The organism is Vibrio salinus (assembly GCF_021272385.1).
GTDB lineage: Bacteria > Pseudomonadota > Gammaproteobacteria > Enterobacterales > Vibrionaceae > Vibrio > Vibrio salinus.
This window is the reverse complement of the sequence record NZ_JAJSDZ010000009.1, coordinates 1017785-1038468: the sequence shown is the minus strand read 5'-3', so window position 1 is coordinate 1038468 and position 20684 is coordinate 1017785. Positions and strand designations below refer to the sequence as shown.

Sequence of the window (20684 nt, the reverse complement as noted above, 5' to 3'; positions counted from 1 at the left end):
ATTTTCAGCTATCATCCTTACTTCTCCACAATTTGGGGTGAACCATAAGTGTAAATAAGAACCATTCGCAATACAAATAACGGAAAACAATCGAATGCTTTTACCGGGTATAACGATTATTACAAATCTGGTTTATTGTTCATTCAAATAATGGATCATGCTAGTCGTATCAATAATGGCTACATAATGCCCGGCATCATTAATCACGACCCAGGGTAACGCATTTCGGTTACGGATTTTTTCGTAAATTTCACCGGCATTAATCGTTTCGTGAACCCGGGTAACAGAAGAAGTCATCACGGCACTGGCGATCTTATCCAGAGCCCTGAACTCCTGCATTGTTTCTCTGTCCGTTCCCATCGTGGGGGTAGCATGTAAATTGAACTGCTCTCGAGTCACCACTCCGACACAATCTTTATCAAGAACAACCGGAAGTGTATGAAAATGCCTGTTATCAAAGACTTCTTTCAGTTCTCGTAATGTATTGGTTGGCGACATCACCGGGGGATAAACAAAAAGCTCAACATTTTCGTCTGTAAGCCCTGTTAACTCCCTTATCTCATCCTTAAAATTAATGTTTCTGGAAAGAAGATTAACCGGCAACGGTTTTTCAAAATAAAAACCCTGCATAAAATCGACTTTTAAATCCTTAAGGATCGTCACTTCCTGTAACGTTTCTACCCCTTCCGCTACCACCTCAACATTCAGTATATGAGCAAGATTGGTAATCATTTTTATGATGTAGTAGTTATGAGATCCTACCGTCAGATCAGTAATAAAATTTTTATCTATCTTCAGTAAGTCAAAATGATTATCTTTAAGGTATGAAAAAGAAGAATAGCCGGTTCCGAAGTCATCGATGACCACTTTAATCCCTTTCTTGTGAAGCTCATATAGTAAATCACAGCCAGTTGGCTCGCTGTTAAAATACGCTGATTCCGTCAATTCAACATTAATGTAGGGGAGATGACGCTGATGTTTTTCAAAAAGAGCCATCAAATCACTGAAGATCAGCTTTATTGGCTTCTGAGAATTAATGGACACATTAATGGTTATCTCAACGTGTTCTCCAAATTTTGCGACAAGTTCATCCCGGTACCGGATGGCTTTATCTGCAATGGCTAAATCTAAATCAGAGACCAACTCCATGTCTTCCGCAACTTTGATCATCTCTTCGGTATTAAGCAGTTCCCCATCATTATCCCGGAAACGGCATAATGCTTCTAACTTACGGACTTTCCACAAGGTAGAAGAGATAATTGGCTGAAAATATACCTCCATAGCTTCATCTTCAACCGACTGCCTTATTATATCTTCCAGTTCTTCCCGTCTTCTCAGTTTCTGATGAAGCGCCCGGCTAAAAAAACAAATATTATTATTGTTTGATGTGTGCTTTTCATACATTGCCTGCAGAGAGTGAGAAATCAGTTTACTACCGGAATTGGCATCCAGCCCCAGCACAGAAACACCGATGGTACAATTCATTACTTTCCGGTACACATCGACGTCAACCCGGCTTTTAATCTTACTAAACCGCTCTTTTATCGTTTCAAATATAGAAAGCGAATGGGGTTTATCTTTACTACGTGAATAGACAATTGAAATGGTAAAAATAGCTTTTTTAATAAACCCGGCAGAGTAACCATTTTCATAATAAGCGAGCGCGCTGGCCAGCTGTTTTTTCTGTTCAAATTCAGAATCATCATCAAAATCAGGAACAAAAGAAAGTACTAACATCCCCTGCTCGTCTTTTATCTCCGATAGTTCATCTTTTACTCTCGAATAAAACTCATCTTCTCCGGGTAACTGAGTAAGCAGTTCAATACCACCATGCTCAATACCGGCAACCCGGTAAAGTTTATCGGATAGATCTTGTGTCAATCCCAGATAGTACATTTTCCCACGGGTGGATGCCAATCTCTGAATAAGAAGCTCCTGAGGTTTAATAACACCACTCTTACCTTTACTAAGAATTAAACCATTCCAAAACCCAGTTTGGCTGAGCTTATCCCACATTTCAGAGAAATAGGTTTCTCCGTGTTTACCGGCATTAAACGTGGACGTTTTTTTTCCAAGAAGTTCATCAAGCCGGTAACCCGTCGATCTTTCAAAATAGGAGTTACAGGCAACAATACGTGTCATTTCATCGGTAACAATAATGCCACGATGATCGTTCTCGAAAATTTGATGAAAAAAAGAAGCGAAATCTTCAATCGTGTGTGTGAGAAACATTGGGATGACAGCGCCGGCAACAAGATTCTCGGTGATTTTTTTTGCCGAAATCTGCGCTAAACTGACGTTAGATTTTCTTGTTACAATACAAGCTCTTATTGGTTTTGGATCATGACCATCGTTGACTTGCTTAAACATTTCAGAAACAAGCTGTTTATCTTTACCGGGAAATATACTCAAAAAATCGTTAATTGAAGAAATGGATACCGTGATACCCAATGCCTGAGCAAACAAATTATCATCTAAATGAAATTGCCCCGAATTTAATTGCCAGGTAAATGAGATTTCCTTTCTATGATGAAAATCTCCCGGTTCGTTCTTCTCTGACATATTATTTTACACCATAGGTACTTCTAGGGTCTGTTTACCTTTAGTGATGATTTTTGCAGCGATTTGCTTAGAATAACTAAGCTACATCTCCTGAATCGAGATCAAAACCCATTCAGAGTGAACAAAAATTAACCATCGAAAAACAACAAACCCTAATAATTAAATAAATTATTTTATAAGCTTAGACGACATTCATATATCACACAAAACCACGGTCGTACTGAAAAAATGAAACAGACTGCATTCCTTATTTATGTAAAATTCCGCTCAACCATTGGACGTACGACTAATTCATCGATACAGGCATTGTCGCTTTGATTAATCATATAGAGAATGGAATTAACCACATCATCTATCGCTAAATAATCCGGACGATCTGATTCCCGGAAAGGGCTATCTACACCTCCCGGATAAATACCACAAATTTTAACGCCGTTAACTCTTGCTTCTTTACGGAAAACACCGGTAAGCGCATCAAATCCGGATTTGGATGCGGTATACGCACCAATACCTTCATTACTAAACTGACAAACTGTTGACATAACATTAATGATGGTACCTTTGCCTTTGGGTTTCATTGACTGATTATACACTTCCTTCATAAACACAAATGGCGCGATCATATTCACCTTGATCATCCACTCTAAATCCGCAATATCAATTGCTTCAACTTTTGCTCTGGCCGAATTCACCCCGGCAACATTCACAAGAAATTCAATTTCACCGATTTGAGCCTTTGCCTGTAAGACAAATTCCACAATACGATCATAGTCCGAGATATCAAATGACTGATAAAAAATATTCCCTTCATACTCTTCCAATTCAAAAACCAACTCTTTCAGTTTTTCAGAAGAACGACCACAAAGTGCCACATTTGCGCCGGATTTGATAAGATATTTAGCCAGTTTTTTTCCAATACCGGATGTCGCACCGGTGACCATAAAATTACGATTCTTCAATTTGCCCATTCTTATATTCCATTACAGATAAGTTCACGTGTATTTATGATTTAACACACACAATATACTCTACACTTTTCATAAAAAATGACATCATGACTGTTTATCTGTTCACATCCTAATAAAGAAATATCTTAGACGATCTTCTGAATCCGACTTTCAGAAAATCATAAGCATTACATGCTTATCAATCTGCATAAAAATGAGAATAGATTACACTTACTATTTATCCCTCAGATAGTTAACAAGGAAGACTCACGTGAGAATCAGCACCAAAAATGACTATTCATTGCTTGTCCGGCCATTACTCTGGTTGCAAAAACGCCATTACGGAAAAGTGCTGAACCCGGCAAAACTCTGGGGACGAAAACCGGCATTATTCTGGCTGGTCGCCGGATTCTTTGGCTATCTGGACCGAAAAAGCTCCCCTATTCCGGATGTCTTACGCTCACTCATCTGCGTACGAACCTCACAGTTAAACGTCTGTGCTTTCTGTGTAGATGCCAATGGCATGAAACTGGCGGAACGCTGTGATTCCATCGAAAAAATCAAAGCCTTGTCGGACTGGCAAAACAGCCCGCTTTTCACGGAACGGGAACAGGCCGTTCTCCGTTACACCGAAGCCATGACTATCACCGGTCAACGAGTCAGTGATGACATGCTCACAGCACTGCACCAATGGTTTGATGACGATGCCATCATTGAACTTACCGCACTGGTTGCTTTTCAGAATCTGTCTGCCAAATTTAACACGGCTCTGGATGTCCCGGAGCAAGGTTTTTGCTCTCTGCCCATACAACCGGAACAAACTGAAATTAACGACGTAGCAACACCACATAAAAACCAGTAAAAGGATTGAACTATGAACCGACGGAAGATCATTGTATTGGGAGTCGTTCTCGCCCTGATTGGCACATGGTATGCGTTCGACCTCGGACAGTATTTCACGCTTGAGAATGCAAAGAGTCAGCAGTCCGCTCTTCAGGAGGTCATCGCCGGCAATCCGTTACAATCCAGCGCGGTCTATTTTGTTATTTATGTTATCGTCACAGCCCTTTCCCTTCCGGGCGCGGCAGTCATGACATTACTCGGAGGGGCATTGTTCGGCTTCTGGTGGAGCCTGCTTCTGGTTTCTTTCGCCAGCTCTGCCGGGGCAACACTGGCCTTTCTGGTCAGTCGTTATCTGCTTCACGACTGGGTACAAACCAAATTTCACCATCGGTTAAATGCCATGAATCAGGGCATAAAAAAAGACGGCGCTTTTTATCTGTTTACCCTGCGCCTGATCCCCGTTTTCCCTTTTTTTCTGATCAATATCCTGATGGCTCTCACGCCCATGAAAACCCGGACCTTTTACATCATCAGCCAGTTAGGCATGCTGGCGGGCACCATGGTCTATGTCAATGCAGGAACCCAGATCGGACAGCTCAAGTCACTCAGTGGCATCCTGTCGCCACCGATTCTGATATCACTGGTTCTATTGGGGATATTCCCATTGCTGGCTAAAAAAACGATGGCATGGATACAACAGCGTCGTGTTTATACCCCCTGGACCAAACCAAACCGTTTCGATCAGAATATGGTGGTCATTGGTGCCGGTGCCGGCGGTCTGGTCAGTGCCTATATTGCCGCCGCCGTTAAAGCAAAAGTCACCCTGATAGAAAAAGAAAAAATGGGCGGTGATTGTCTCAATACCGGTTGCGTCCCATCAAAAGCCCTCATCCGCGCTGCCCATACCATGAAAGAAATAGCCCATGCCGAACAATTCGGCATTCATACCGGGCAGGCTCAGGTTGATTTCCGCAAAGTCATGAACCGGATTCATCACGTGATCAAATCCATTGAACCTCACGACAGCATGGAACGTTACACACAATTGGGAGTGAACTGCATTGAAGGCGAAGCGACGCTTCTTTCCCCCTGGGAAGTCTCCGTTCAGGGAACCCGAATCACAACCCGGAACATTGTCATTGCGACGGGCGCGCGACCCTTGATACCCGCCATTCCCGGGCTCAGTGACGTTCGCCATTATACTTCGGACACCATCTGGTCACTCACAGAACTTCCCAAGCGGTTACTGGTTCTTGGCGGGGGCCCTATTGGCTGCGAACTGGCCCAGAGCTTCAGCCGGTTAGGCAGTCAGGTTACGCTGATAGAAATGGCAGAGCAGCTTCTGATCCGTGAAGATACCGAAGCCGCACAGTTAGTTCGACAACGTCTTGAAAACGACAAGGTGACCATAAAAACCGGCTATAAAGCCGTCCGGTTCGAGTCTCTCAATGACCCATCCGGGCAGACCATTCAACAGGTCTGTCTGGAAGACACCAAAAAAAATACGTCCGTCATCCCATTTGATGCCGTCATGCTGGCCCTTGGCCGGGTTGCCAATGTTGAGGGATTCGGGCTGGACAATCTAGGGATAGGAACAACAGAAAAAGGCACCATAGAAGTTAACGACTATTTACAAACCAAATACCCTAATATTTTTGCCGTTGGCGATGTTTCCGGGCCGTATCAGCTTACCCACGCTGCCGCGCATCAGGCGTGGTATGCCGCCGTTAACGGACTGTTCGGTCAGTTTAAAAAATTCAAAGCCGATTATTCGGTTCTTCCTGCGGTAACCTATACCTCTCCGGAACTTGCCCGGGTAGGTATAAATGAAACAGAAGCCCGTCAACAACATTCTGATTTTGAAAATAAATATGAGATCACAATCTACAAACTCAGCGATCTTGACCGTGCAATCACGGATGGGGAAGACTATGGTTTTATTAAAGTCATTACGCCTAAAGGTAAAGACAAAATTCTTGGTGTCACCATTGTCGCAGACCGGGCCGGTGACATGTTGGCTGAATTTACACTGGCAATGAGACACGGATTAGGCCTTAACAAACTATTGGGAACCATCCATCCCTACCCCACAATGAGTGAAGCAGCAAAATACACCGCAGGAGAGTGGAAAAAGACGCATGCTCCTGAGGGATTACTCCGCATAGTAGAGAAATACCACAACTGGATGCGTCATAGCCAATAAATCAATTACTTATAAATAATAAAAAACAGGGAGGAAGAAAATGAAGAGATTATTCACAGGATTGCTGGTATTGCTGGTATCAACTCTTACAAACGCTCAGAATTTAACGGACTGGGACACCATATTAAAGGAAGCCAGAGGACAAACCGTCTATTTTAATGCATGGGGTGGCAGCCAGGAAATTAATGACTATCTGCGCTGGGCAGACCAACAACTACAAAACCGGTATGGCGTTCAGCTAAAACATGTCAAAGTTACCGATATTGCCGAAACAACTCAACGTTTACTGGCAGAAAAAACCGCCGGAAAAAATCAGGATGGCAGTGTCGATTTAGTCTGGATCAATGGTGAAAACTTCCAGTCCATGAAAAAAAATCATCTGCTCTATGGCCCGATTGTCGACAGATTACCAAACTGGAAGCTGGTCGATAAAACCCTCCCGGTTTTTGAAGACTTTACCGAACCAACAGAAGGGTTTGAAGCTCCGTGGGGTGTCGGCCAACTGGTTTTTATCCACGATACCCAAACACTCAGTAATCCCCCCCGCAGCTTTTCCGATTTACTCAGTCTGGCAAATGCGTTTCCCGGGAAGATCACCTATCCCCAGCCTCCGGAGTTTCACGGAAGCAGCTTTCTTAAAGCCGCGTTACTTGAACTGACACCGGAACCCGGTGAATTATACAAACCCATTGATATTCAAAGTGAAAAAAACCGTTTCAACAGAGTGACAGCCCCTTTATGGCACTATCTGGATCAGCTCAATCCGGTCGCCTGGCAACAAGGGAAACAGTTCCCGTCCGGTAGCAGCCAGATGATCCAGTTACTGGATGACCGGCAATTACTGTTGGCCATTACTTTCAACCCCAACGCTGCAAAAGCAGCAATAGAAAATGGGAAATTACCCCAAACAGCCAGTACCTATGCTTTTGAACAGGGTGCACTTTCTAATATTCATTTCCTGGCAATTCCATGGAACGCCAAGGCAAGAGCCGGAGCATTGGTCACCATCAATTTTTTGATAAGCCCGCAGGCTCAGGCAAGAAAAGCCGATACACATATCTGGGGCGATCCATCAATCCTTAACAAAGACGTGTTAGCCAAAGCCGGTCAAAAGAGCAGCAAACTATTTAAATCCATTCCAGAGCCACATCCCAGTTGGTTACTGGCTATTGAGACAGAATGGCAGAGACGCTATGGCCATTGATGCGTTCTACGTACTGTGTCATCCGCTTATTGTTCCCGGAGGTTTATGATTCGGCTGATTTACACAACTGCTCTGCTTCTTTGCTTTGCTCCATTAATACCTGGCGTAATCGGTGTCTTTTTACCGGCCATTTCATGGCTGCCTGCTCTGGGGTATATGGCACCAGGAACAGAAGCTTTCCGGCAAATTATTGACTGGCCAAACCTGACAGAATCGATTGCCTTAACGCTTTTTACCGGGTTTAGCAGTACGCTTCTGGCACTCTTTCTGACCTATGTCATTCTAAGCCATCACTGGGGAAAGCCACTCTGGGAAAAACTGGAGAGCAGCTTATCACCGATGCTTGCAATGCCGCATGTCGCTCTGGCTATCAGTCTGGTTCTATTGCTATCGCCAACAGGATGGGTATTCCGGGTGCTGGAAGCTATGGGAATCTCGTTTGACGGGGAGATGAATCTCATTAAAGATCCGTTCGGAATCGGTCTGATACTGATGCTTGCCATCAAGGAAACCCCTTTTCTGCTGATCATGAGCATCCCGGTTTTACGTCAGCTCAATGTCCAGCGCCTTTGCGCCGTATCCGAAAGCCTGGGGTATACCCGGTCTGAGAGCTGGCGAATGGTCATATTTCCACTCTGGATGCCGAGACTCCGTTTACCATTGTTTGCGGTTGCGGCCTACGGGCTTTCCGTGGTGGATGTTGCGCTTATTTTAGGACCTACCCGGCCTCCTACTTTAGCGGTGGTCCTCTGGCAATGGTTCAATGAACCGGATATTTTCTTTCTTCCCCGCGCCGCAGCAGGCGCATTGCTGATGTTGGGACTGACCGCAATGGTATTATGTCTTATGCGCAGCGTGGAATGGTTCATCTTACAAAAATGCAGACAATGGCAAACCAGCGGTGCCTCATCGAACAAACGGCGACATGAAAAAACAAAACCACCCCGGTTGCCTTTTTTCCTGTTCATTCCGCTGTTCACCTTCCCCATATTGATCTTATGGTCTTTTGCTCTCCGCTGGCGTTTCCCGGCACTGTTACCGTCTCAGCTAAGCTCCCGGTTCTGGGAGCAGGAACTATCGAACATCATCACACTTATCGGAAACAGCCTTTTTTATGCAACGGTCAGCTCCATTCTGGCACTGATCCTGGTTGTTTCGTGTCTTGAATTCCGTAGTAAATACCATCGGGGACTGCCTGTCTGGCTGTTTACAATACCGCTTATTACACCGCAATTATCCCTGCTTTTTGGTATTCAGGTCTCAACCTTCCTTATCCCGGGGCAACATTACCAGTTATGGGTAATGTGGAGTCATCTTATCTTTGTTTTTCCTTATCTCTATCTCACTCTTGACGGCACCTGGCGGAGTTACGATATACGTCTGGATATGTGCAGCCGCAGTCTGGGGAAAACTGCCTGGCAAACATGGTGGCACGTAAAACGGCCACAGGTCCAGCCTGCAATTATCTTCGGCCTCGCTGTCGGAATCAGCGTCAGTCTGGCACAATATCTTCCGACACAAATGCTGGGGGCCGGGCGCATCAGCACACTGACAACAGAAGCGGTCGCTCTGAGCAGTGGTCAGGATCGTAGAGTCATGGCGATTTACGGACTGCTTCAGGGAATATTACCACTTGTCTTTTTCAGCCTGGCGTTATTTTTCAACCGGAGGAGAATCCATGACTCTGTCAGTCAGCGACCTTAGTATTCATCATCAGAGCACCCGGTTATTTCCTCCGGTTTCCTTCTCCGTCGGTGGCGGAGATGTCTATACACTTATGGGGCCCAGCGGGTGCGGGAAGTCCACATTACTGGCGGCGATTGCCGGTCACTTAGCGCCGGAATTCACAATGTCAGGAAACATTTTGCTGCATGACAGGCCGGTCGTCAGCCTTCCTCCGAATGAACGTAAAATCGGTTTACTGTTTCAGGATGATTTACTGTTTCCTCATCTGAACATTCTGGAAAACCTGATGTTTGGTTTACCCAAAAAATATAAAGGAGAAAAAAGGCGTGAACAGGCCATGCAGACACTCGCTTCCATTGATCTGCAGTCTCTGGCCGACCATATGCCGGAGCAGATCTCAGGAGGTCAGCGTGCCAGAGTCAGCCTGATGAGAATGTTGTTGTCCGAACCTCAGGCTGTTCTGCTTGATGAGCCTTTCAATAAACTGGATAAAGCTTTGCGTACCGAGTTCCGCCAGCTTGTTTTCGAACAAATACGGGCAAAAAACATACCCGCGATTATGGTCACGCATGACCGGGATGACGCACCGGAAGATGGCGTTGTCCTGTGCTGGCCCTGGGATGCAAAAGAAACCGGTGATCGCTCCGTCACAGAACCGCTTACCGATATCAATCCACATAAGGAATCAGAATGCTAGATCGTTATTCCATTAAAATGGTTCGAGTTCCGTTATCGGCTTTATCATCATTACTGGACAAAACCGGCATCACGGCAAATCAGGTTACCGTTACCGGTTTTGCTATCGGGTTACTGTCATTACCGGCCCTGATACTGGAGCAGTACCTGTGGACTCTAGGGTTTATCCTACTCAACCGGATTTTTGATGGTCTGGATGGCGCTCTGGCCCGACGTCAGGGAATCACAGACTGTGGGGGATTTCTTGACATTACGCTGGATTTTCTTTTTTACTCACTGATTCCTTTCGGTTTTGTCCTGGCAAACCCATCCGCCAATGCCATCGCCGGCGCTTTTTTGATTTTTTCATTTATCGGCACAGGCTCAAGTTTTCTTAGTTTTGCTGTAATGGCAGGAAAAAGGAACATAGAAAATCCGGTGTACCGGCAGAAATCACTGTACTACATAGGCGGATTAACAGAAGGGACAGAAACCATTGCCTGTCTGATTCTTTTCTGTCTATTCCCTGCCCATTTTGCCGTCATTGCATGGATATTTGGCAGCCTGTGCTGGATTACGACTGCCACCCGAATCTGGGCCGGGTATCAGACATTAAAAGACTAATCACGCAAACAAAGCTCATGTAAACAATGAATCTGCCGGTAACCGGTAGTGGAAATTTCCGGCGTATGCTGACGGGAATTAAACCAAACTGCGGCAACCCCGGCTTTTAGTGCCGGCTCAATATCGTTTTTAATGGAATCCCCGACCATAGTGATTGATTCTGCCGGGACGCCAAGTATCTCAGCTATCTTATAAAAAAATTCCGGGCTGCCTTTACCAATGCCCAGATTCGCTTTACAAAAATATCCCGTGATATACTGTGCTAAACCCACTCTTTCAAACGCTTTCCGTATATCATCCTCACTGGACTCTGCCGCATTGGTCGCAATAAATATCCGGGCGTTAGCCGATAACTGCGACAACACGCTTTCCGCACCTTCTACCATTTCAACGTTAACCCAGTCACACATTTTTCCCGGCAGATCAGGGAAATCCACCATTAATGTATCACCCCAGTCAAACAGATATACTTTTGTCATTTTCTTTCCTTTTGATCATCTGAGCCAATCAATATTTTCCTGTTCATTCCGGGGTACCGCCCCTTTCAGCCAGTGATAGAATAAATCAATATTATCTCTGCGGGTGGTGTCTTTCGGCCAGACAAGATAATAACTTTCTCCGGTCGCAACAGCCTCATTGAATGGCAACGCCAACTGACCGGCAGAAATGGCTTCCTGACTCAGTAAAACGTCACCCACGGAAATACCATGACCCCGGATTGCTGCCAGATTCCCCTGTTCAAGGGTATCAAAGACTTTACCCCGGGAGAGATTTAACTGGCTGAATTTACCGGTTCGTTTCAGCCACCGCCGCCAGTCACGGCGATCGGGAGATGGATGAATTAACTCACAATCCGGAAGATTCTGTTGTGCCTGTCTGACCAGCTCCGGAACACAAACAGGAGTCAGCCACTCTTCGAAGAGAAGACTGCTTTCCGTTTCCGGACCAAACTGCCCGTTTCCCAGTAAAATGGCACAGTCATAAGGCTCACAACTGAAATCCACCGCGTCCTTATCCATCCAGACACTGGTGATCTCAACAACCGGTGTTGAGTAATTCTCACGAAACGAAGTCAACACATCCAAAAGCCAGCGCATCGTCAGTGTCGACGGGGCTTTTAAACGGATTTCCCGTCGATTACTGCGAAGCGAATCGCAGGCCCGTTCCAGACAGGAAAAGCCTTCCGTCAACTGCCCGGTTAGCGCCCGGCCGGAATCGGTGACCCTAATGTGAGGGCCATTACGCGTAAAGAGATCGCACTCAAACCATTCTTCAAGAGTCCGGATATGGCGACTGATCGCACCAGGCGTCACATTCAGTTGTTTCGCAGCCTTGCTGAACGAGCCAAGACGAGCGGCAGCTTCAAATGCCCTTAAAGCATAGAGAGGTGGCAACGTCATAACACATCCCATTGTGAGTTTTACTCATATTAAGCCTCAGTTTTTTCCGTTTTTCAATAGCTGACGCCGTGGTAATAATGCTAAAAAACACACACTACTCCGGAGAGAAAAGGACAATGAATTTTCCGCTGATCAGTACTTATGTTGTTGCCATTATTTTATTGCTTTCCACACCTGGCCCGGTGATTGCCCTGATAACCGGAACCGCAGCACGCCATGGCAGCCGCAAAGCCTTTGTGACCGCCGTAGGTGCCAATATCGCCTCCCTGTTTCTGATCGCGCTCGCCACCCTGATCCTTGCCGGCGTGGTCTCTCTTCCTCCCCGGTTTCTTTCTCTTTTGGGTATCGTGGGGTCGTTATACATTGGATACAATGCTGTCACCGGCCTGCTTTCTTGCTTCCAGCGAAACAAAAAAACCGCAAAAACGCCGACGCACAAGGGTGGGTTTGTTAAAGGCTTTTTAACCGGCATTTCAAATCCCAAAGACATCCTTTTCTTTGTCTCTTTTTTCCCTCAGTTCATCCCGATAACTCAGCAATTTTCGACCAGTATCATGACACTCTCATGCCTCTGGATCATTTTTGATTACACCGTTATGTCAGCCTACATTCTGACCGTAAAACGCTGGGTTTCCGGACAATACGAACAGCACATTACGTTCATCACTTCCTTGTTCTTACTGACTATCTCAATCGGTGGTATCGTATATAACCTCCATGAACTGACAGGGCATCACTTTCAACAATAGAAGACTTAGTCAGATCACCACATCCTGCTGTTGATTAAGCTGCATCAGTGCCTGTTCAAACACCGCTACGCCTTCGTCAAAATCGTGCCGGGAATGAAACCCACCGAGCGATATCCGGAAACCATATTCCTGAGGCGGTGCCGAATGAGCGGGTTGAAACAAATCGGCCGGCCTGACTTTGATACCCTGTGTTATCAACAAACGTTGAAACTGATTGATATTGATATCCTCCGGCAGGGTAAGCCAGATATTCAGCCCCCCACTACGGGTTATCAGGCCATGGCGCTGTGCCATTGATGAAAACGCCTGCTGACGATAACGCATCTCACCGGCTAAATACGCCTGATTCTGCCTGAAATCATCACTGCCAAGAAAACGGCTGGCCAGCTCAAAATTCAGTGATGGAATCATCCAGCACTGACTGTGTATAGATTCATTAAACGTCTTCTGCCACTGTTCCGGCACAAGAGTACAGGCAATACGCAGTCCCCCGGCCACATATTTTGACAGGCTGGTCAGATAAAACACGCGGTCAGGGGCACGCTGCTGCAAAGGTAACCGCCAGTCTTCCGGTAAGCAGTAATTGACATCATCTTCTAAAATGTAAAATTGGTATTTCCGGCTCAGCGCGACAAAGTGGTTCAACTGATCGTCTGAGTATCTGATGTTCGTCGGATTTTGCATGTTGGGTGTGAGATACAACAGTCTGGGCTGATATTGCTGACAATATTGCTCCAGCATCTGCAAATCCAGGCCGCCCTCAGCAAAAGGAACCCCCGCCGTTTTCACCTGGCAGGCCTGAGCCGCATGCAGCACCCCCGGATAGGTTAATTCTTCATGCAAAATCCAATCATCACGGTTGGTAAGCAGTTGCATGCAGGTAAAAATACTTTGCTGTGCCCCGTTGGTAAAACAAATATCCGACAGTTCCGCATTGATATTTTTTGACGCAAACCAGGAGCAAAATGCGCGTTTGTGCCGATCCAGTCCCTGATACGCATACGTCATGACATCCTCAATTGCACTCAGATCGCCAGACAAATCAACCAAAGCCTGTTTAATCAACATGGGCTGACCAAGCATCGGCTGCATACTCGATGCAAAATCGTATTCTTTGATTCCAGCCCGGTTCTTTACCCCGTCCGAAGCCGCCCCCGGCAAATGGACATAGGTTCCGGCCCCAAGTCTTGCCGTGACTATCCCTTTCTTTTCAAGCAGCGCATACGCTCTGGTCACTGTCCCGTGGGTAATGCCCAATGCGTCAGCCAATAACCGCTGAGCAGGTAATTTTTGCTTATTAACCAGCTTGCCTTCATGGATCGCCTGCTCAATCACCCATGCCAGCGCCTGATATTTTGGGTACTGCATACAGGCCTGTTGAAATTGGTCCGTGCTGATGGCTTCAATTGTATTCATAACAATAAATTTATTGATCAAATTTGTATCATATGAAAAGGTACAAATAAGAATACGCTTAATATTGTATTAATACAATTTGATTTTTAAACTCACTCTTTCAGGAGACACTATGGACAGTGCACTATTCAATATCCTGCCTTCTATTATGCTTTTTTGCTTTATCAGCACGGTGACACCGGGGCCAAATAATATTTTGCTGGCCCATTCCGGTGCTCAGTTCGGTATCCGAAAAACGCTCCCACACGTATTGGGAATCCGCTGTGGTATGACACTCCTTCATCTGACGATTCTTTCCGGGCTGGGCGAACTATTTAAACACTGGCCGGTCATGCACACCGTGTGCACGTATGTGGCCTCGGGGTATATCATCTACATGGCATTAAAAATTGCGCTGGCAAAAGTACACACCGTCAACCACAACGCAAAGCCCATGGGCATCATTCAGGCGGCGGCCTTTCAGGTCGTCAATCCCAAATCCTGGGCAAGTCTGATAACCGCCAGTTCAGTGTTTACATTAAGCGGCGACTTATTCTGGCCATCCGCTCTGTTAGGCATCGTGATGTTTAACACCGCCACCATTCCCGGCACCTTTATGTGGATAACCATTGGCAAGCTGGTGTCAAATAAGCTTCAGAAACCGGCCTATAACCGCCTTTTCAACATCATTATGGGAGCATTGCTGTTAACCACGTTACCGCTGATATTTTATTAATCCCGCTTTGGTGGGATTTTTTGTGAGCTAAGTTTTATAAGCATGCTTTCACTTATAAAAATTTGTCATAGATCAAACGAATTAAACTGATAGATTAATAAATAGAAAAACTTACCGATACTAAAAGGGAACACAAAACATAAAAGGAAACAGTATGTTTGATCAGTTTAAAATAAAAACGAGGGTAATGGCTGCTATCAGTCTGCTGATGATTCTGGTTTCAGCATTAACGATCACAATGGCACTGACTAAATCTAAAAATGCTTTATGGACAGCCGAAATGAGAGAACTGAAAGTACTTTACAATATTGCCCTTGCAAGGATTGAAAGTAATGGAAACCTGGCAACAGGACTGGCGAAAGTTATTTCACTGACTCCGGGGATACAACGCAGCTTTGCCAACAGAGACCGGAAGTCACTGGCTAAACTTACTGTACCTATGTTTAAAACCCTTGAACAAGAATATGGTGTAAGACAATTCCAGTTTCATACACCACCGGCAACGTCTTTTTTCCGGGCACATAAGCCTGCAAAATTTGGGGATGACCTTACCCCTTTTCGTAAGACTGTTGTTAAAGCCAATCAGTCAAAAAAAACCATTATGGGACTGGAAAAAGGCATAGCAGGAATTGGCATCCGTGGTATTGTCCCGGTCAATTATCAACATAACCATCTTGGCTCGGTTGAATTCGGTATGTCATTTGATCAAACCTTTTTTGATCAGTTCAAACATACCTTTGGCGTTGACATCAATCTCTACACATTCAATTCAGGAAAAATTAACACATTTGCCTCTACGACCGGTGGTGTTATGCTCAGCAATAAAGCCGATATTCAGGCCGTATTTGACGGGCGAGAAGATTACATGCAAGGAAAAACAGAACTGAAAGGCACACCACTGGCAACCTACCTCAAAGTTATCCCGGACTACTCGGGAAATCCGATCGCCGTTATTGAAATCGCCATGGACAGGAGTCATAACCTAGAAACAGAGCACGGACTGATATACGAAACCATTACGGGAACAATTATCACACTGATTCTTGGCTTAATTGCAGCCTACTTTATCGCCCGCGGGATAACAAACCCAATCAACCGGGCAACAGAGGCCATGGCAGACATTGCCCATGGTGACGGCGATCTGACCTCACGGCTGAATGACAGAGCAAAAGATGAGGTTGGCGAACTCGCCCGTCAGTTTAATTACTTTGTAAGCAAAGTACATGATACGGTCGTTGAAGCGAATCTGGTTTCTCAATCTCTGAATTCGTCGGCTGAAAAACTGTCTCAGGTGACAGAACAAACCGGAAATAATATCCAGCGCCAGCAACAGGAAACTGAACTGGTCGCCACAGCGATGAATGAAATGGTCGCAACCGTTCAGGAAGTAGCGCAAAGTGCATCAGAAGCAGCAGAAGCAACCGAAAAAGCCAATAAAGCGAGTATGCATGGGCAATCTGACGTAGAGTCAGTCATTAATAGTATCAATAATCTGTCAGAAGACATTGAGCAAACCGGAAAAGTACTGAAACAACTGGAGCAGCAAAGTACAGATATTGATACGGTACTGGAGGTTATCCGCAGTATTGCAGAGCAAACTAATCTGTTAGCTCTCAACGCCGCAATTGAAGCTGCTCGTGCCGGAGAGCAGGGACGCGGATTTGCAGTCGTCGCCGATGAAGTCCGTGCTCTGGCCAGTCGGACTCAGCAATCAACCGAAGAGATTCAGCATATTATCGAGCAGTTACAACAGGGCTCCAAACAGGCTGTCAGCGTTATGCAAAACAGCATTGATAGCTCTCGTTACTCCGTCGAACAGGCAGAACAGGCAGGAACATCGTTACAGGAAATTACCTCCACGGTTGACACCATCAATGCAATGAACATTCAAATTGCCAGTGCAGCAAATGAACAGGTGTCAGTTTCAGATGAAATTAATCGCAACATCGCAAATATCAACGATGCTGTCACGCAAACAGTAGATACGTGTGAACAATCAGAGAATGCCAGTCAGGAGCTCAGAGTACTGGCTCAACAATTGAGTCAACACATGAGTCATTTCAAAGTTAACCGATAAAATCGTTATTCATCTTCCTGAAATATAAAAATCCCGCTACGGCGGGATTAAAAAACAACACTGGATTTTTCTCATTATAAAAAGTGCGTCAGACCACACTTCTTTCTCTGATAAAATATCGAAAATAAAATCGTTACCTCAAACGTTATCTATACTTATATCAGTAGGTAAAATAAGAGGTACCTTCTGATGGACTTTACAGACAAACTCAGGTTAAGAGGTCAGGCAGAGGAGGACCGGTTCTTTGCCGAACTGGATCGGCAACTGATTAAAGCGATGCATGAGCACGAAAAACAAGAAAAAGACAACTTAACACCTGAAGAATCTGCAGATCCCGGTATTCCTTCAGATATAAAAAGAAAATAATCTCAGGAGATCAGTCCCCGGAGAATGAGGCAAAACTCCGGGGACTGAATGGTAGAGAGGTTTACGCTTTTAATGACTCAGGCATATCTGCGATATAAATCGCGGGTACACCCTGAAAATCACTGGTAAACAAAACCCCTTTATCATTTGGTGTAAACGATGGGTGAGGGTGAGTGATCTGACGATCGCCATCGAGAACATCCCATGATGTGCTGTGTTTGCATAATTTATGTGCTGATTTCGTTTTGGTATTCAATATGTACAAAAACGGATCATTTTCAATGTTGTAGCTATCTGCATCCGATACATCAACCGGCGCATTACAACCATCACCGACCATTAATGAACCATCATAATTACTCATCAGGTGAGAACAAGGTGGCATCACCATGACTTCTTCATTCTCTAACGTATCCGGGTTGGCTTTATAAATCACACGGTCAGTTTGTCCCTTAAAGTAAGAAACGTAAGCCATTGCACTGCCATCCGGAATCCAGAATTCGTGCGTGCAGGATTCCCCTTCCGCATGTTCTTTGATTTTACGTACATCGCTGCCGTTTTCATTCACAAGCCACATTCTGGCGTCGACCAGATCGTGAGGCCCTTCGTGGCAGAAGCCAACGGTGGAATCATCAAACGGACGATAAATCGGGTGACCCAGCCATGACGTATCCTGATGCACGACTTCCAGCTCACCACTTTCAATATCTACTTTAATCAGCCGGCAAGTCGGATTGGTATGATAGAACTCTGCAAATTTTTCCCACGATGTCAGGGGTTGCCAATCCTCTTTAAGGATTTCAATACCCACCAGCTTCGTACACTCAGAGTTAGCGACCCAGGTGCCATAGCCTTTCCATTTGTCATCAACGGTATATACGATCTTTTCTTCTAATGTTTCCAGATCAACCTGCATCAGGTTCAGTTCATTTTTCACGTAGAAAAAAGAGCGGTCATCGGTCGAAATAAAGCCACCGAACGTATTGTCCCCTTTCCCTTCGGTTAGCTGAACCGCCTGCTGTGTCTCAAGATTCACCAGGTAGTAGTTGCGGTTGCCATCAAAATCCCCGGCAAACAACAGCTTGCTACCATCCTGAGTAAAACACTTCTGGTAAAAATAGTTACGGTGACAAATAACGTTTGTTGGTGTTAAACGCGTTACTTTTACCTCTGTATCACTATCAACAAATGTTTCAAAGTTGAGTGTAATCACATCACCTTTAGCCATAATACATCTCCACAAATGGTTGCCCGCTCACAGGCAACCAAAATTAATAATTACTGATTAGTGTTCTATTGAATTGCCCGAATGCGTGATGAATTCTCATCAAGCTTGGCACTCCTTTTCAGAGCATAACCAACCGCAAAGACAGAAGCCGCACAGGCAAGGAATAACAAACGTCCCCACAATGGATTTGGAATCAAGACCATCAGAGTTAAACCCGCTGCCATGTAAGTAACCAATGTACCCAGTTTGGCGCGTTGCATGCGGTCAACAATATCCTGACCCTCTTCCGCAATGCATTCTGTATCAACGTCTTTAAAGAATTCATTGGTTTGTTCAAGGTTGATATCGTCTTCTTCTTTATAGAACAATGTGGTCAGGCAGAAGAAACCGGCAGTCAGAATCAGGTGAGCACCGATAGTTGTCATGATTTTCAAATCACCGGCTTCACGACCAGTCAGGTTGTCCATACCAAACCATCCGCCAACAACGGTTGGAGTCAGTACTTTTACAACTAACAGCGACACGAATAAGCCGAACACAACCGTTGCCCATGGGGCCCATTTTGGTGTTTTGCGAATCAGGATAGCAAGGAACAGCGGAACCAGAATCGGAGACTGCAGCAAGGTTGCAACCTGCATCATCAGGTCAAACAGACTCAATCCTTTCAGTGAGACATAGAACTGAGCACACAGGATGACCAGAATACCGTTGATCACACTGGCAATCATACCCATGCGAAGCTGTTCTTTATCCGTTGCCTGTCCTTTACGAACCACAGTGGCATAGAAACTACGAACAAAGATACCTGAGTTACGGTTCAGTGCTGAGTCCATAGAAGACATGGTCGCAGCGAACAGACCGGCCATCAGCAAGCCAACAGTACCAACCGGCATATAATCACGGGCAAAGACCAGATAAACCGCGTCACCTGCTTTTTTACCTAAGTTTGCATACGCAAGGGCGGCATCCGGATTCAGAATACGAATTGCCCATGGCGGGATAAACCAGATCATGGCACCGACAAACATCATACCAAGCGCCAGCAGAGCCGCTTTCGATGCATTCTTAGAATCTTTCGCATTAAGGAAACGGTAAGATTCCTGCATGTTATTGATACTTTGAAGCTGTTTCACGATGAAGAACAGGAATGAACCCACAATCAGAATCGGATAGTTCATGTCCGGACCGACAATGAATCCGCCAGGGAACTTCGTCAGAATTTCACCCGGGCCACCCACAACAACCAAAGCCACAATCGCACAGGCGACAGAGATAACGGCAACAATCAGTGACTGGATAAAGTCAGATGCTACAACTCCCCATGCACCACTAATCAGAGAAACCAGCAGTACGGCTGCGCCGGTAACATAGATAGTCATGTTGATGTCTGTTTTAAATACGGCAGAAGCAAATACACCCAGACCGTTTAACCATACGCCGGCATTCAGAACACTTAACGGAATAATCACCCAGGTAAAAAACTGTTCATTTGTGCTGCCGAAGCGACGTCTTACGGCTTCAGTCGGGGTATCCACACGCATTTGACGGAAACGACGTGAAAAATAGAAAAAAGCAAATCCGTATGCAACCATGTTACCTACGAATACGCCCAGGATTTCAAAACCGGAGCTAAATGCCTTACCTGCTGCACCGGTAAAAGTCCAGGCTGAAAATTGGGTCATAAATGCAGTGGCGCCTACCATCCACCACAGCATCTTACCGCCCCCACGGAAATAGTCACTGGTACTATTGCTTGCCATTTTTTTAAATATCAGACTGATTGCCACCATAAGAGCAAAATAGCCTGCTATTACTAAATAATCATATTGCATGTTTAACACCTCAAAACATCGTTTTATTTTTTTTAGACTATACACTAAAAAAATAAAACCATGCGAGACAAAAATCAAAACATCGGTTCATTTTTATATTTTTCCCTCCCAAACGTGATAATGATCACCCTTGTATAGCTCACTATTAACATTTATC

17 protein-coding genes are annotated in these 20684 nt (G+C 45.2%); 10 read left to right on the top strand and 7 right to left on the bottom strand.

The features are described 5' to 3' along the window. Window positions 1–132: 132 nt before the first annotated feature. The gene (locus LRQ06_RS13090; protein ID WP_232766988.1) at window positions 133–2562 is read right to left on the bottom strand and encodes an EAL domain-containing protein; all 2430 of its coding nucleotides are present in this window, start codon (window positions 2560–2562) and stop codon (window positions 133–135) included. Window positions 2563–2813: 251 nt separating this feature from the next. Next, the gene (locus LRQ06_RS13085; RefSeq protein ID WP_232766987.1) at window positions 2814–3530 is read right to left on the bottom strand and encodes an SDR family oxidoreductase; all 717 of its coding nucleotides are present in this window, start codon (window positions 3528–3530) and stop codon (window positions 2814–2816) included. Between the two features lie 250 nt (window positions 3531–3780). Between LRQ06_RS13085 and LRQ06_RS13080 the strand changes: the two genes are divergently transcribed. Genes LRQ06_RS13080 through LRQ06_RS13055 form a run of 6 tightly spaced genes read left to right on the top strand, consistent with a single transcriptional unit; the run spans window position 3781 to window position 10744 of the window. Continuing rightward, window positions 3781–4371, top strand: a complete 591-nt coding sequence (locus LRQ06_RS13080) for a carboxymuconolactone decarboxylase family protein (RefSeq protein WP_232766986.1) — start codon at window positions 3781–3783, stop codon at window positions 4369–4371. Between the two features lie 12 nt (window positions 4372–4383). Further along, on the top strand, window positions 4384–6555 hold the full coding sequence (locus LRQ06_RS13075) for a dihydrolipoyl dehydrogenase family protein (RefSeq protein WP_232766985.1): 2172 nt from the start codon (window positions 4384–4386) through the stop codon (window positions 6553–6555). A gap of 40 nt (window positions 6556–6595) precedes the next feature. After that, window positions 6596–7759, top strand: coding sequence for an ABC transporter substrate-binding protein (locus tag LRQ06_RS13070; RefSeq protein WP_232766984.1), 1164 nt, complete (start codon window positions 6596–6598; stop codon window positions 7757–7759). Between the two features lie 45 nt (window positions 7760–7804). Continuing rightward, window positions 7805–9463: an ABC transporter permease gene (locus LRQ06_RS13065; protein WP_232766983.1), complete on the top strand. Its 1659-nt coding sequence runs from the start codon at window positions 7805–7807 to the stop codon at window positions 9461–9463. Beyond that, on the top strand, window positions 9438–10142 hold the full coding sequence (locus tag LRQ06_RS13060) for an ATP-binding cassette domain-containing protein (protein WP_232766982.1): 705 nt from the start codon (window positions 9438–9440) through the stop codon (window positions 10140–10142). Before LRQ06_RS13065 ends, LRQ06_RS13060 begins: the two co-directional genes overlap by 26 nt. Then, window positions 10136–10744 (top strand): CDP-alcohol phosphatidyltransferase family protein, encoded by a 609-nt coding sequence (locus tag LRQ06_RS13055; RefSeq protein ID WP_232766981.1) that lies wholly within the window; start codon window positions 10136–10138, stop codon window positions 10742–10744. Before LRQ06_RS13060 ends, LRQ06_RS13055 begins: the two co-directional genes overlap by 7 nt. On the opposite strand, the gene LRQ06_RS13050 is transcribed toward LRQ06_RS13055, so the two are convergent. Together LRQ06_RS13050 and LRQ06_RS13045 are read right to left on the bottom strand one after the other, a co-directional pair. After that, window positions 10741–11223 carry an HAD family hydrolase gene (locus LRQ06_RS13050; RefSeq protein ID WP_232766980.1) on the bottom strand — a complete coding sequence of 161 codons (483 nt, stop codon included), beginning with the start codon at window positions 11221–11223 and terminating at the stop codon, window positions 10741–10743. The two genes, LRQ06_RS13055 and LRQ06_RS13050, sit on opposite strands and share 4 nt — an antisense overlap. 15 nt (window positions 11224–11238) lie before the next feature. Then, on the bottom strand, window positions 11239–12144 hold the full coding sequence (locus tag LRQ06_RS13045; protein WP_232766978.1) for a LysR family transcriptional regulator: 906 nt from the start codon (window positions 12142–12144) through the stop codon (window positions 11239–11241). Between the two features lie 116 nt (window positions 12145–12260). Here LRQ06_RS13045 and LRQ06_RS13040 point away from each other — a divergent pair, with 116 nt between their 5' ends. Next, window positions 12261–12893 (top strand): LysE family translocator, encoded by a 633-nt coding sequence (locus LRQ06_RS13040; protein WP_232766977.1) that lies wholly within the window; start codon window positions 12261–12263, stop codon window positions 12891–12893. 9 nt (window positions 12894–12902) lie between these two features. Here the strand turns inward: LRQ06_RS13040 and LRQ06_RS13035 are convergent, their stop codons facing one another. Beyond that, window positions 12903–14309, bottom strand: coding sequence for an aminotransferase-like domain-containing protein (locus LRQ06_RS13035; RefSeq protein ID WP_232766975.1), 1407 nt, complete (start codon window positions 14307–14309; stop codon window positions 12903–12905). Window positions 14310–14421: 112 nt separating this feature from the next. Here LRQ06_RS13035 and LRQ06_RS13030 point away from each other — a divergent pair, with 112 nt between their 5' ends. The 3 genes from LRQ06_RS13030 to LRQ06_RS13020 all read left to right on the top strand — a co-directional run bounded on the left by LRQ06_RS13030 (window position 14422) and on the right by LRQ06_RS13020 (window position 17467). Continuing rightward, the gene (locus tag LRQ06_RS13030) at window positions 14422–15024 is read left to right on the top strand and encodes a LysE family translocator (protein ID WP_232766973.1); all 603 of its coding nucleotides are present in this window, start codon (window positions 14422–14424) and stop codon (window positions 15022–15024) included. Window positions 15025–15178: 154 nt separating this feature from the next. Continuing rightward, entirely contained in the window at window positions 15179–17101 is a 1923-nt protein-coding gene (locus LRQ06_RS13025) for a methyl-accepting chemotaxis protein (protein WP_232766972.1), read from the top strand. A 189-nt stretch (window positions 17102–17290) separates the two neighbouring features. Next, window positions 17291–17467, top strand: coding sequence for a hypothetical protein (locus LRQ06_RS13020; protein WP_232766970.1), 177 nt, complete (start codon window positions 17291–17293; stop codon window positions 17465–17467). 61 nt (window positions 17468–17528) lie between these two features. Here LRQ06_RS13020 and LRQ06_RS13015 read toward each other — a convergent pair whose 3' ends face one another. Then, the gene (locus LRQ06_RS13015; RefSeq protein ID WP_232766969.1) at window positions 17529–18695 is read right to left on the bottom strand and encodes an oligogalacturonate lyase family protein; all 1167 of its coding nucleotides are present in this window, start codon (window positions 18693–18695) and stop codon (window positions 17529–17531) included. 65 nt (window positions 18696–18760) lie between these two features. Continuing rightward, window positions 18761–20527 (bottom strand): sodium:solute symporter family protein, encoded by a 1767-nt coding sequence (locus tag LRQ06_RS13010; protein ID WP_232766967.1) that lies wholly within the window; start codon window positions 20525–20527, stop codon window positions 18761–18763. Window positions 20528–20684 lie beyond the last annotated feature (157 nt).

Bases quoted from the DNA above. Each gene is read 5' to 3' on its own strand.
- LRQ06_RS13090 (WP_232766988.1), bottom strand. From the start codon at position 2,562: ATGTCAGAGAAGAACGAACCGGGAGATTTTCATCATAGAAAGGAAATC.
- LRQ06_RS13085 (WP_232766987.1), bottom strand. From the start codon at position 3,530: ATGGGCAAATTGAAGAATCGTAATTTTATGGTCACCGGTGCGACATCC.
- LRQ06_RS13075 (WP_232766985.1), top strand. From the start codon at position 4,384: ATGAACCGACGGAAGATCATTGTATTGGGAGTCGTTCTCGCCCTGATT.
- LRQ06_RS13070 (WP_232766984.1), top strand. From the start codon at position 6,596: ATGAAGAGATTATTCACAGGATTGCTGGTATTGCTGGTATCAACTCTT.
- LRQ06_RS13065 (WP_232766983.1), top strand. From the start codon at position 7,805: ATGATTCGGCTGATTTACACAACTGCTCTGCTTCTTTGCTTTGCTCCA.
- LRQ06_RS13060 (WP_232766982.1), top strand. From the start codon at position 9,438: ATGACTCTGTCAGTCAGCGACCTTAGTATTCATCATCAGAGCACCCGG.
- LRQ06_RS13055 (WP_232766981.1), top strand. From the start codon at position 10,136: ATGCTAGATCGTTATTCCATTAAAATGGTTCGAGTTCCGTTATCGGCT.
- LRQ06_RS13050 (WP_232766980.1), bottom strand. From the start codon at position 11,223: ATGACAAAAGTATATCTGTTTGACTGGGGTGATACATTAATGGTGGAT.
- LRQ06_RS13045 (WP_232766978.1), bottom strand. From the start codon at position 12,144: ATGACGTTGCCACCTCTCTATGCTTTAAGGGCATTTGAAGCTGCCGCT.
- LRQ06_RS13040 (WP_232766977.1), top strand. From the start codon at position 12,261: ATGAATTTTCCGCTGATCAGTACTTATGTTGTTGCCATTATTTTATTG.
- LRQ06_RS13035 (WP_232766975.1), bottom strand. From the start codon at position 14,309: ATGAATACAATTGAAGCCATCAGCACGGACCAATTTCAACAGGCCTGT.
- LRQ06_RS13030 (WP_232766973.1), top strand. From the start codon at position 14,422: ATGGACAGTGCACTATTCAATATCCTGCCTTCTATTATGCTTTTTTGC.
- LRQ06_RS13025 (WP_232766972.1), top strand. From the start codon at position 15,179: ATGTTTGATCAGTTTAAAATAAAAACGAGGGTAATGGCTGCTATCAGT.
- LRQ06_RS13020 (WP_232766970.1), top strand. From the start codon at position 17,291: ATGGACTTTACAGACAAACTCAGGTTAAGAGGTCAGGCAGAGGAGGAC.
- LRQ06_RS13015 (WP_232766969.1), bottom strand. From the start codon at position 18,695: ATGGCTAAAGGTGATGTGATTACACTCAACTTTGAAACATTTGTTGAT.
- LRQ06_RS13010 (WP_232766967.1), bottom strand. From the start codon at position 20,527: ATGCAATATGATTATTTAGTAATAGCAGGCTATTTTGCTCTTATGGTG.